This is a genomic window from Kitasatospora sp. NPDC057518, from assembly GCF_042802075.1.
Lineage (GTDB): Bacteria > Actinomycetota > Actinomycetes > Streptomycetales > Streptomycetaceae > Kitasatospora.
On sequence record NZ_JBHVEU010000282.1, the window covers coordinates 1 to 11,654 of the forward strand.

Below are 11,654 nucleotides of genomic sequence, written 5' to 3' on the forward strand. Positions count from 1 at the left end.
CCGGAACCCCACCAGGGTTCCGGGGCCTCGGTGCGCGCCGCCGCCGCAGACCCTGGCCGACCAGCGCCGATCGCCCGGGACTAGAGTCCGACCCATGGACGAAGACACCGCGCTCTGGCACCGGATCGCCGACCTCCTGCCCGCCGACGCCGCCCAGGGCGTCAAGGACTGCCGGGCGATCGGCGAGCAGGAGAGCGGGCTCGGCCTGCTGGTCGAGGGCCTGCTCGCCCGCCAGATCCCGATCGGCGGTACGGACCGGGCGCGGATCTCCGTGCTCACCGAGGAGTGGGGGGAGCGCGAGCGGCTCGCCCCCGGCCTGCTGCGCTGCCCGGGCGACGGCGCGCCCGCCCCGGTACGGCTGCTGGACGGCGAGCGCGACGAGGCCGAGGTGGTCACGGGCTGGAGCGAACCGGAGCTGGCCGACCTGGTCCTCGTCCCGTGGATCGGCTGCACCCGCTGCGGCCGGACCCTGCTGCGCGCCCACACCTGGGAGCCCTGGGACGACTTCTCGTACCACGCCGAGCGCTACGTGATCAGCACGCCGGACGGCCGCCGGGCGGAACGGATCCTCCCACGGGACGCCGCCGGGGCGGCCTTCGCCGAGCTCCTCCATGGCTGCCCGGAAGCCACGGCCTGACCCCTCCGACGAACTTGCTCCAGGGCTGCCCGGAAGCGCACCGACGCTAACCCTCCTCCGGCAGCTCCACCGCCTGCCAGCGGTACGCCGCGTCCTCCTGCCACACCTGCAACTCGCCCTCCACCACCGCCGCCAGGCACAGCCGCCAGTCGTCGCCGATGGCCAGCGCGACCCGGGTGGCCGGGCGCAGCGTGGGCCGCCACCAGCGCGGCCGGCGGGACGCGCCGCCGGCCGGCAGCCGCAGCCGTACGCCGCCCGCTCCGGCCAGTGCGACGGTCGGGCCGCCGCGGTGGCCCACCATGGCGAGGCCGAGCGAGGGCTCGCCGTCGCCGATCTCCGTTCCGGCCTCCGTTCCCGCCCCGGCTGTCCCCGCCCCCGCCCCCGCCCCCGCGCCCAGCGTGTGCAGCTGGACGGAGCCGTCCGCCCGCAGCACGGCGGCCTGCGGTCCGGCGGAGGTGCGGGCCAGCGCCCCGGCGCGCAGCGGGCCGGCCGGGCCCACCGGGACGGGCGGTCGGGCGGCGCCGGGCCGCCAGCTCAGCAGCCGTTCGCGGTGCTCGACCAGCAGCAGCCAGCTGCCTGGCCGCTCCTCCTCGGCGGCGAGCACCCGGTCGGCCGGGCAGCCGGGGTGCTCCTGGCCGGTGAGGGTGCGGCCGGGCGCCCAGCGGTACGAGCGCAGCGCGCCGCCGACGGCCGCCCACACCGTCATCTCCCCGGCCGAACCGACCGCGCCCGCCAAGCCGTTGACCCCGCGCGCGGCCTCCCACCAGCCCGCGGCCGTACCGACCCACAGGGTGCCGCCGCGGTCCTCGGCGCAGACCACCAGCTCGCCCGGGTGTCCGGCCCAGCCGGCCGTCAACTCCCGTACGGCGGAGAGGCCCTGGCCTGCCGGGAGGGCCCGGCCGGGGCTGCCGGGCCCGGTCAGCGCGGTGCCGTCGGCGCCGCCGGTGACCACCAGCGGGCGCCCGGCCGGGTCGGGCAGCACGGCCAGGCCCGCGGTACGGGCCACCGGCCGGTGGGCGCGCAGCAGTTCACGGCCCCGGGCGGCCCACGGGCCGAGCGGGGCGGGGCGGCGGTCGGGGTCGCGGGCCAGCGGCTCGCAGGCCCAGCGCGCCAACTCCTCGCCGTAGCCCGCCGCCAGCAGTTCGGCGCGGGCCTGTTCGGCGGCCAGCCGGTGGTCCAGGCGGCCGTGGTCGGGCAGCAGCAGGGTGCGGGCGAGGGTGCCGACCGCGAACAGGTCCTTGGCGGTGGTCGGGAAGCCGCCGACCTGCTCGGCCTCCGGCGGGACGTGCCCGGGGGTGAACACCGCGACGGTCAGGGCGTGGTCCAGCGGGGCGAGGAAGGTCAGGTCGATCAGCTTGACCTGCCCCTGGCCGTCCACCAGGACGTTGGCGGGGGAGATGTCGCGGTGCACCCAGCGCTTGCGGTGCAGCTCGTCGACGATCCGGCAGAGCCGGGCCAGCACCTCGGCCACCGCCGGCGGGCCGCCGCGCTGGCCGCGCGCCCAGGTGTGCAGCGGCACGCCCTCGACCCAGGGCGAGATCTGGTAGCCCAGCAGCGCGCCGCCGGGCGGGGTGCCGGGCCGGTGCGGGGAGGGGCCGAGCAGGAAGCTGGGCACGACCAGGTCGGTGACGCCCAGCCGGTGCGCGTTGTGCGAGACGTCGTCCCAGCGGCCGAGCCAGCGTCGTACCTCGCCCGGGTCGCGCTCCAGCATGATCTTCGCGGCGACCAGTTCCTTGCGCCCGTTGTGCCCGGTGCGGACCGCCCGCCACACCTCGGCCTCGCCGCCCCGGTGGTGGAACTCCAGGAGTTCGTACTGCTCGGGGTCGAACTCCGGCCCGAACCGGAGCCCGGGCACCCAACGCGACTCCGACACTCGACCCCCGACGGTTGACCGCTGTTGACGCGCCGGTTCAGGTACCGCCGGCGCGCTGCTGGCTGTGCTGCCGTTCCGCTCCCGACGAGCTGCTGCTGTGCTGCTGTCGTACGGCTGCCGCGCTGCCCAGGATAGTGCGCTTTCCTGTTCGGCTGTCCGATCGAGGGCCTATTCTGATGGCGCCCGAGCAACATCACGACACGACGTCAACTCATGATCTCCAGAAGCCAGTTGGTCATGGGGTGGATGGTGTCCGAACCCAGGGGGACGGTGCATGGCGCTGTTAGCGGTGCTGCTGGTCGTGGTGGCGCTGGCCGGTGCGGCGGCCGCCGTCGTGCTGGCCCGCCGCCGTCGGGCCCTGGACGCCGCGACGGTGGCGAGGGAACTGGCCGCCGCCGCCGCCCGGCTCGCCGCCGGCCGGGACGCCCAGGCCCGCCGCCGCTACGCCCGACTGGCCCGCCGACTCGCCGACGCACCCGGGGAGTTGGGCCCGCAGCGCGGCCTCGCCCTGCTCGGCCAGGCCGAGGCCACCGTCCCCACCGGCGACCAGGAGGCCACCCTCGCCCTGCACCGCGAGGCCTACCCGCTGCTCGCCGACCCGGCCCGGCAACTGCCCCGGTGGAGCCTGCGCCTGCTCGCCGAGGAGCGGCTGCGGGCACCCGACGGCGACCTCGGCCCGCTGTTCGCCCACCTCCAGGCCACCGCCGCGGGCCCCGAGCCCGGCGCGGAGGCCGAGACCGTCGCCCGCACCGTCGACTGGCTCCAGCGCCGCTGCCGCGACGGCGCCCCCGAGCAGCGCGAGGACACCACCGCCCGCGCCCTCGTCGCCCTGCCCGGCCGGGACTGGCCGGTGCTCGCCCGGGCCGCCCTGCTGCGCGCCACCGACCGGGCCGCCGAGGCCGAGGCCCTGCTCGCCGCCGCGGCCCCCTCCGGCAGCGCCGAACTCTGGTTCCGCTGGGGCGCCCAGCTCTACACCCTGCACCGCGACGAACCCGCCGTCGCCGCCTTCGACGAGGCGCTGCGCCGCGGCCCCGGCGAACCCTCCCCGTGGGGGCGCGGCCCGGCCCTGCGCACCGAGGGCCTGCTCTTCCGCGGGCTGGCCCGCCAGCGCCTCGGCGCCACCGAGGCGGCCTGGGCCGACCTCGCGGCCGCCGCCGGCGAGAGCCCGACCGACCCCCGCCCCCGCTACGCCCTCGGCCGGCTCGCCCTGCTGCTCGGCGCCGACGAGCGGGCCCGGGAGCAGTTCACCGCCGCCCTGACCGTCCGGCCCGACTTCGCCCCGGCCCGGTTCGGCCTCGCCCTGGTGCACGAGCGCGCCGAACGCCCCGCCGAGGCCGCCGCCGACTACCGGGCCGGCCTCGGCGCGGCCCCCGACTGGCGCCCCGCCCGGGTCCGGCTCGGCGCCGCCCTGCTCGCCGCCGGTCGGGCCGAGGAGGCCGAGCCGCTCCTGCGCGCCGAGGCCGACAGCGAGGCCGCCGCCGGGGCCGAAGCCGGTACCCGGGCCGGCGCCGAACCGGGCACCCGCTGGACCGCCGTCGCCGCCTTCCACCACGGCCTCGCCCTCGCCCGCACCGGCGACCCGGCCGGCGCCCTCGCCCGCTGGGAGGCACTGGACGACGAGGACCTGCGCCCCCGCCGGGCCCTGGCCCGCGACCGGCTCGCCCGCACCCGGCTGGACACCGACCCGACGGCCGCCCGCGAACTCTGGCAGCAGGCCACCGCCGAGCACCCGGACGCCCCCGGCTACCGCGCCGCGCTGCGCGAAGCCGCCCTGCGCGAGGCCGCCCACCTGCTGGTCACCGGCCGCGACCACGCCGAACCGCGCCGCCGCGCCGCCGCCGCACTCGCCCTCGCCGACACCCTGCCCGGCGCCCTCACCCACCGCCAGGCCCGGCTGCGCGCCGCCCTCGCCCTGGCCGAGGGCACCCCGGAGCCGGTCGCCACCCTGCTCGACGCCGACCACGGCCCGCGCGACCGCTACCACCTGGCCGCCGTCGCCCTGCTGGCCGGCCGCCCGGCCCGGACGATCGCCCTGCTCGGCCCGCCCGACCCGGCCGGCGACCCGGCGACCGCCCGGCTGCGCGCCCTGCTCGCCGAACGGGCCGGCAACTGGGCCGCCGCCCTGGACTGGTACCGGCACTTCCTCACCTCCGGCACGGCCGCGGCGGAGCCGGCCGGCGACTGCGCGCTCTGCGACCGCCCCGCCACCGGCACCTGCGGCGGCTGCGGCCGCGAGGCCTGCCCCGACCACCAGCACGCCCCCGAGGCCGCCGCCCCGCCCCGCTGCGTCCGCTGCTCCGCCCCCGCGCTGCGCGCCGTCCTCGACTGCGCCCGCCGGGCCGGCGTCCCCGAGCAGGCCGAACCGGTGCTCGCCCGCTGGGCCGTGGCGCTCGGCGACGGCGCCGCGGCCGTGCCCGTCCGGACCGACCTCGCCCTGCTGCGCGCCGAACTCGGCCGCCTGGACGAGGCCCTGGCCGGGGTGCCCGCCGAGGCCGGGGCGGCCCGCGCGGCCGTCCTCGTCCGCCGGGCCGGCGCCGCCCTCGCCGCCGGTCGGCTCGGCCAGGCCGCCGTCGACCTGCGCCAGGCGCTCCAGCCCGTCCCCGGCGACGGGGTGCCGGGGCGCGAGGTGCCGGGCCGTGAGCGGGTGGCCGGCGCGCTCGCCCTGCTCGCCGAGCACGAGGCGCACCAGGCCGTCCTCGACGGCCGCCACCGCGAGGCCTGGGAGGCCTACCGCGAGCTGCTGCTCAGGGACCCGGCCCACCCCCGGGTGCTGCATGCGCTCGGCCTGGCCGGCTACCGGCTCGCCGCCGGTGCCTCCGATGCCGCCGAAACCGCCGATGCCGCCGCCGACACCGCCGACGGTCCCGACAGCCCAGGCGAGGAGGTCTGGGCCTGGACGATCGGCAGCCTCGTCGCCGCCCTGCACCAGCCCGAGCTGTGGGCCGAGTCCGCCCGGACCACCGGCCGCACCGCCGAGCCCCAGCGGCTGGCCGCCGCCCGTACCGGACTGCTCGACCGCCTCCGCGACGACCTGCGCGCCCTGGACCGGGCCGCCGGGCGCAGCGGGGACGAGGTCACCGCCTGGACGCTGCGCCTCGGCCTGGAGACCCACTGCGCGGACGCGCTCGCCCAGGAGGACGTCCGGATCACCCTGCCCGGGCGCCCGGCCCGCCGCCTCGCGCTCGGCCCGACCCTCGACCGGCTGCTGCGCGCCGAGCCCGGAGCGGACGGCTGGGCCGAGGCCTTCGAGCAGGCCGTCCGGCCCTGGCGGCAGCGCCCGTCCGGCCCCGACGCGCCCGCTCCCACCCGGGCCCTCGGCCTGTTCGGCGAACTCGGCCCGCAGCGCTACCTGCAGCTCCAGGGCCGGCAGGCCGCCGCCGTCGCCGCCCTGGACGCGGTGCCCGAGCAGCGGCGCGGCGAGGACTGGCAGGAACTGCTCGGCGAGTCCCTGGTCAGCCAGGCCCGCGAGCACCACCGCAACCAGGACTGGCGCGAGGCCCTGGACAGCCTCTCCCGCGCCCGGGCCGTCCCCGGCGCCAGGCTGCCCGCCGACGCCGCCGCGATCGCCGCCGAGTCCGGGGTCCGGGCCGCCCGCGCGCTGCTCAAGAACAGCCTGGACGACCAGGCCGGAGCCGCCGAACTCCTGGAGAAGGCCTTGGCGTTGGCCCCCGACGACCCCGAGGTGCGGGGCGACCTCGGCGCCACCTACGCGCAGTGGGCACGCAAGATCAACAACGAGGACAAGGACTACTCCCGGGCCCTCGGGCTGCTGGAGAAGAGCCTGGAGCTGGTCCCCGGCGACCCGACCGCCCGGCACTTCCTGGAGGCCGCCCTCGGCAACCGGGCCGGCCAGCTCAGCCACCCCGACGCCACCGACGCGGAACTGGAGGAGGCCGCCGGCGCCTGGCGGGCGCTCGTCGAACTCAACCCCGACCCCGACCACCGGATCGGCCTGATCTTCGTCCTGCGCCAGCTCGCCCGCTCGGCCGCCTTCGCCGACGACCACCGGCGCGCCGTCGCGTGGATGGCCGAGGCGCTGCGCGCCGACCCGGAGTGGGAGGGCGGGGTCGAGCACGAGGCCCCGCGCCGGGTCTCGGTGCTGATCGCCAACCACGTGGTGGACGCGATGCAGGACAAGCCGTTCGCGGACCAGGCCGCGATGCTCGAGAAGGCCAGGTCCTACGACGACTCGACCGACATCCGCCGCCTGATGGTCAGCCTCTGGCGCGGCAAGGCCATCAGCCACTACGAGGCCCGCCGCTACCGGGCGGCGATCAAGCTGCTGGAGGAGGCGCTCGAACTGTCCGGCACCCAGGAGGACACCGACAAGCTGTGCCGCGAACTCGGCATCGTCTACGGCTCGTTCGCCGTCCAGCAGGCCAACGCCCGGAAACTGCGCGAGGCCAAGGAGCTGGCCCGCACGGCCGTCGAGTACAGCCCGGACGACCCTGAGCTGCACGCCATGCAGATGCGGATCAGGTCGCTCTACTGACGGCAACCGCACGGCAGTCGGGAGCGTCCTGGACCGTACGCCGCAGACCGTACGCCGCAGGCCGAGCCGTCACCCGAACCGCCGACCGAACCGCCACCGCCACCGTGAGGAGAGAGACCTCCCGCCATGCCACTGCACGAACCGTCGCCGTACGAGGTCCTGGGCATCCCGCTCACGGCCGGCGTGCGCGAGATCAACCTCGCCGTCGGACCGGCGATGCGGGCCGGCCGGTACACCCGGCAGCAGATCCAGGAGGCCGCCGCGCTGCTGCGCAACCCGGACCGGCGCTTGGAGGCGGACCTCCAGCGGCCCCTCCCGCCGGAGCCGGTCGACCAGGCCGCCGAGCTGCTCGCCCCCGCACTCGTCGAGCCGCTCCTCGTGATCGAGCGCCCGCCGCTGCCGCCCGCCGCCCTGCCCGCCCTCCACCGGGCCGAGCTGGCCGCCGACTTCGCCGAGCCCGCCCCCGGCGGCGCCGACCCCGAACCGCCCGTCCCCGCCCGCTACGCGGCGGACCTGTCCGTGCTGCCGCAGATCGAGGTCCCAGAATGACCGACGCACCCACCGACGCACCTGCCGAAGCCCCGGCCGGCAGCCACCGGCCGCTGGAGATCCCGCCCGGCGTCGAGGACGTCGACCTGGAGCAGGCGTTCGGCCGGCTGCTCTTCCGGGCGTCCCTGCTGGGGAGCAAGCTGACGGAGCAGAAGCAGGAAGCCCGGGCCGAGCAGCGCGAACTGCTGGGCATCCTGGTCGAGGTGGACGACGCGCTCGCCGCCCTCGGCCTGGACCGCGAGCTGGTGGCGCTCGGGCGCGGCGCGGGCCTGGAGGCCACCCGGCGCCGGCTGCTCGGGCAGCTCGCCAAGGCCAGGGTGCGGCCGATGCGGCTGGAGGGCATGACGGCCGACCCGGACCTGACCGAGATCGTGGGCACCGAGGCCCGGTCCGGGGTGGCGCCGGAGACGGTGGTGCGGACGGTGGTGACCGGGTTCTTCTGGGGGGACGAGGTGCTGCGCCGGGCCCAAGTGGTGGTCGCCGCACCGGAGTCGGAGCCGTACCCGGACCCGTACCCGGAGCCCGCGGTCGCCGAGCCGGAGGCGCCCGGGGCCACCGAGACCGCCGAGGCCGCCGAGACCGTCGAAGCCCTCGGGACAACGGAAGCCACCGAAGCCGTCAAGCCCGAGACACCCGAGACACCCGAGGCGGACGACGCACCCGAAGCCGCCACGCCGGTCACCCGGGCCCAGCCCAAGGCGGCCCCGCCCCGGGCCCGCCGCCGGGCCAAGGCCGTGGCCGAGCAGGCCAGGCAGACGAAGCGCAAGAAGTAGCCAGGACCACGAGGGGCAAGAGGGGAACGACATGTACCGCACACTCGGCATCGACCTGGGCACCACCAACTCCGTGGTCGCCCACCTGCGCCGGGGCGAGCCGGAGATCATCTTCAACCGGCAGAACCAGGAGGCGACGCCCTCCGTGGTCGGCAGCGGCCGCAAGGGCGAGCTGCTGGTGGGTTCCACCGCGCGCAGCCGGATCGCCGTCGACGGCGCCAACGTGATCCGCTCGGTCAAGCGCTTCATGGGCCGCAAGTTCAAGGACCCGCAGGTCCAGGCGGCCCTGAAGGAGGTGGACTACAAGGTCACCGCGGGCACCGACGGCGACGTCAACGTCTGGTTCAACGGCCGCTCGTACACCCCGATCGAGATCTCCGCGATCATCCTGCACCGCCTCAAGGAGGACGCCGAGCAGCGCTTCGGCGAGCCCTTCCACCGCGCCGTCATCACCGTCCCCGCGTACTTCGGCGAGCGGCAGGTCGCGGCCACCCAGGAGGCGGGCCGGATGGCCGGCCTGCACGTGCTGCGGATCATCAACGAGCCGACCGCCGCCGCCCTCGCCTACGGCATCACCTCCGAGGCGGGCGAGGAGGGGAGGACCGTCCTGGTCTACGACCTCGGCGGCGGCACCTTCGACATCTCCATCCTGCTGCTGGTGCCCGGCTCGGTCTCGGTGCTCGGCATCGAGGGCGACAACCTGCTCGGCGGCGACGACTTCGACCGGGGGATCACCACCGCGCTGCTGGAGGACATCCGCGAGGAGTACGGCGCGGAGTACCAGCCCGACCTGCGCGACCGTCCGAAGATCGCCGCGACCGCCGAGACCATCAAGATCGAGCTCTCCCACCAGGAGTCCTCCGAGGTCATCCTGCCGGGCCTGGGCGCCGGACAGCTGGTGCTGGAGACGGAGTTCGAGCGGGCCCGCTTCGAGGAGCTGATCGAGGCCCGGATCGAGCGCACCATCGAGCTGACCCACAAGGCCATCATGCAGGCCAACCTGACCGTCGGGGACATCGACGAGGTGGTGCTGGTCGGCGGCTCGACCGCGATCCCGCTGGTCGCCCGCCGGCTCGGCGAGGTCTTCGGCCCCCGCCGGATCCGGCGCGGCGTCAACCCGATGCAGTGCGTGGCGCTCGGCGCGGCCGTGCAGTCCGCGCTGGTCGGCGAGGTGGAGTGCCCCGAGTGCCGGGCCCCCGGCGACCTGTCCGCCTCCAACTGCGCCAACTGCGCCGCCGGCCTGCTCGGCGGCGACCGGGTCTCCTGCCCGACCTGCCACCTCCCGGTCGACGCCGGGGCGGCCTCCTGCCCCAAGTGCGAGCAGGCGCTGGACGGTTCGGGCGGCGGCGGGACGGTCCCGCGGCAGGCCACCCGGGCCACCGCCGTGGTGCACGGCGGCAACTGCCCGCGCTGCGGCACCCCGGCCGCCCCCGGCGTCACCGCCTGCGAGCTGTGCGGCGAGCCGCTCAACTCGGCCGCCCCGGGCCACACCAGGGTGGCCACCACCGCCGCCGAGGACGTCGGCCTGCGCTGCGCCTCCTGTGGCCTGGTGAACCCGCCGGGCTGCGAGGTCTGCCCGGGCTGCGGCGAACTGGCGCAGGTCACCAACCCGTTCGACATCACCCCGAAGAACCTCGGCATCGAGCTGAACGACGGCCGCCTCGCCGTCATCATCCCCAAGAACACCAGCTACCCGACGAGTTCGCCGGTCAGCCGGGAGTTCGTGGTCTCCGGCAGCGGCCGGCAGCGGCTGGAGGTCGCGGTCTACGAGGGCGAGCACGAGATCGCCCAGCAGAACGAGCTGATCGGCCACCTCACCCTGCGGCTGCCCGAGGGCCTGGGCGGCCGCACCCCGGTGGAGGTCGCCTTCGGCCTCGACCGGGACCGCACCATCACGCTGTCGGTGCGGATCCAGGGCGGCGCCGAGAAGACCGTCAAGCTGGAGCGGGTCACCCTCGACCCGGAGCTGAAGGTGCAGGTCGAGGAGCAGCAGCGGCAGATCGAGTCCTTCACCGACCGCTGGGGCGGCGAGCTGACCGAGGCCGAGATGCGCGAGGCGCAGCGGCTGATGGACACCCTGGACGACCTGGCGGCCGGGCAGACCCGCGGCCAGTCGGTGGACGCGGCGCTGGAGCGGGCCCAGCAGCAGCTCAAGGCCCAGCGCTGGGTGCGCGGCTCGGAGGCGTACCTGAGCCTGTTCATCCACTACTGCGAGAAGCTCCTCGACCCGAGCGACCTGGACCGGTTGCGGTCGGTGGCCGCCGAGCTGCGGCTGCGCCGGGAGGCCGCCGACTGGGACGGCGCGGTGCGCTCGGCCCGCAAGGCGGACGAGCTGTGCGACTCGCTCGGGCACACCATGCGGATGCTGACCATGTGCAACATCTACGTGACCCAGAGCATGGTCTCGCCCGCCCTGGCCCAGCTGATCATGGCCGAGCTGCGCGGGCTGGACGAGGCCGTGGAGGCGCCCAACATGGCGGACGTGAACACCCACATGTCGAACCTGCTGGCCCTGTACGCGCAGGCGCAGCGGGAGCTGGGCAGCGAGCCGGCCCAGGAGTCGCTCGGCCCGGTCCGGCCGGAGGAGGCGGGGCCGCGATGAGCGCCGTGGACGCCGTGGACGCCGTGTCCGTCCCGGGCGCCGGGGGCGCTGTCGCGGCCCTTGGGGCCCCGCCGGTGCCGTGCCCGCTGTGCAGGGTTCCGGCGGACCCGGTGACCCTGCGCTGCCCGTCCTGCCGGGAGGACCTGTCCGTGCTGTTCCGGCTGCGTTACGCCGGACGGATCGACTACAACCGCGCACTGGAGGCCCTGGCGGCCGGGGAGGGGCCGCTCGCCCTCGGGCTGCTGCACCGCGCGGTGGCGGCCGAGCCGGGCCTTCGTCCGGCCCGGGACCTGCTGGAATCGCTCGGTGGCGCCGGCCCCGAGGGCGGGGAGCCGGTGGGTCGGGAGGGCGACACGCCCTAGACGGGCGAATCCGGCGTGCGGAGGAGCGCATCCCTTGTGATCGTGGGCGAGGTGTGATCGTCACACTTCGACCCGCTCTGCTCACAAGGAGTGACGCAATGCGTATGCGTACCACCTTCGCCGCCACCGCCCTCGCCGCGGTGACGGTCCTCGCCGGGGCCGGCACCGCGTCCGCCGGCGACGCCACCGCCAACGGGGCCGCCATCGGTTCGCCCGGCATCCTGTCCGGCAACGTGATTCAGGTCCCGATCAACCTGGAGGCCAACGTCTGCGGGAACTCGATCGACATCATCGGGCTCCTCAACCCGGCGTTCGGCAACACCTGCATCAACAAGTGACCCCGCGCGCTGGGGCCGTCCGTCGACC

At 76.5% G+C, this 11,654-nt stretch carries 8 protein-coding genes; 7 read left to right on the forward strand and 1 reads right to left on the reverse strand.

Annotated elements, in window-relative coordinates; all coding sequences use genetic code 11:
- Positions 1–94: 94 nt before the first annotated feature.
- The gene (locus ACFU7Z_RS25985) at positions 95–637 is read left to right on the forward strand and encodes a hypothetical protein (RefSeq protein WP_380779994.1); all 543 of its coding nucleotides are present in this window, start codon (positions 95–97) and stop codon (positions 635–637) included.
- Positions 638–683: 46 nt separating this feature from the next.
- Here the strand turns inward: ACFU7Z_RS25985 and ACFU7Z_RS25990 are convergent, their stop codons facing one another.
- Entirely contained in the window at positions 684–2,492 is a 1,809-nt protein-coding gene (locus ACFU7Z_RS25990) for a hypothetical protein (protein WP_380779996.1), read from the reverse strand.
- 292 nt (positions 2,493–2,784) lie between these two features.
- Here ACFU7Z_RS25990 and ACFU7Z_RS25995 point away from each other — a divergent pair, with 292 nt between their 5' ends.
- The 6 genes from ACFU7Z_RS25995 to ACFU7Z_RS26020 all read left to right on the forward strand — a co-directional run bounded on the left by ACFU7Z_RS25995 (position 2,785) and on the right by ACFU7Z_RS26020 (position 11,626).
- Positions 2,785–7,002, forward strand: a complete 4,218-nt coding sequence (locus ACFU7Z_RS25995; RefSeq protein WP_380779998.1) for a hypothetical protein — start codon at positions 2,785–2,787, stop codon at positions 7,000–7,002.
- 126 nt (positions 7,003–7,128) lie between these two features.
- Positions 7,129–7,551 carry a hypothetical protein gene (locus ACFU7Z_RS26000; protein ID WP_380780001.1) on the forward strand — a complete coding sequence of 141 codons (423 nt, stop codon included), beginning with the start codon at positions 7,129–7,131 and terminating at the stop codon, positions 7,549–7,551.
- Positions 7,548–8,324, forward strand: a complete 777-nt coding sequence (locus tag ACFU7Z_RS26005) for a nucleotide exchange factor GrpE (RefSeq protein ID WP_380780004.1) — start codon at positions 7,548–7,550, stop codon at positions 8,322–8,324. Before ACFU7Z_RS26000 ends, ACFU7Z_RS26005 begins: the two co-directional genes overlap by 4 nt.
- Before the next feature lie 31 nt (positions 8,325–8,355).
- Positions 8,356–10,926: an Hsp70 family protein gene (locus ACFU7Z_RS26010; protein WP_380780007.1), complete on the forward strand. Its 2,571-nt coding sequence runs from the start codon at positions 8,356–8,358 to the stop codon at positions 10,924–10,926.
- Entirely contained in the window at positions 10,923–11,288 is a 366-nt protein-coding gene (locus ACFU7Z_RS26015; protein WP_380780009.1) for a hypothetical protein, read from the forward strand. Before ACFU7Z_RS26010 ends, ACFU7Z_RS26015 begins: the two co-directional genes overlap by 4 nt.
- Positions 11,289–11,386: 98 nt before the next feature.
- Complete coding sequence (locus ACFU7Z_RS26020; RefSeq protein WP_079272115.1) at positions 11,387–11,626, forward strand: chaplin; 240 nt, start codon at positions 11,387–11,389, stop codon at positions 11,624–11,626.
- Positions 11,627–11,654 lie beyond the last annotated feature (28 nt).

What these genes read in the sequence shown, in the direction of transcription:
- ACFU7Z_RS25985 (WP_380779994.1), top strand. Translation starts at nt 95, where the DNA reads ATGGACGAAGACACCGCGCTCTGGCACCGGATCGCCGACCTCCTGCCC.
- ACFU7Z_RS25995 (WP_380779998.1), top strand. Translation starts at nt 2,785, where the DNA reads ATGGCGCTGTTAGCGGTGCTGCTGGTCGTGGTGGCGCTGGCCGGTGCG.
- ACFU7Z_RS26000 (WP_380780001.1), top strand. Translation starts at nt 7,129, where the DNA reads ATGCCACTGCACGAACCGTCGCCGTACGAGGTCCTGGGCATCCCGCTC.
- ACFU7Z_RS26005 (WP_380780004.1), top strand. Translation starts at nt 7,548, where the DNA reads ATGACCGACGCACCCACCGACGCACCTGCCGAAGCCCCGGCCGGCAGC.
- ACFU7Z_RS26010 (WP_380780007.1), top strand. Translation starts at nt 8,356, where the DNA reads ATGTACCGCACACTCGGCATCGACCTGGGCACCACCAACTCCGTGGTC.
- ACFU7Z_RS26015 (WP_380780009.1), top strand. Translation starts at nt 10,923, where the DNA reads ATGAGCGCCGTGGACGCCGTGGACGCCGTGTCCGTCCCGGGCGCCGGG.
- ACFU7Z_RS26020 (WP_079272115.1), top strand. Translation starts at nt 11,387, where the DNA reads ATGCGTATGCGTACCACCTTCGCCGCCACCGCCCTCGCCGCGGTGACG.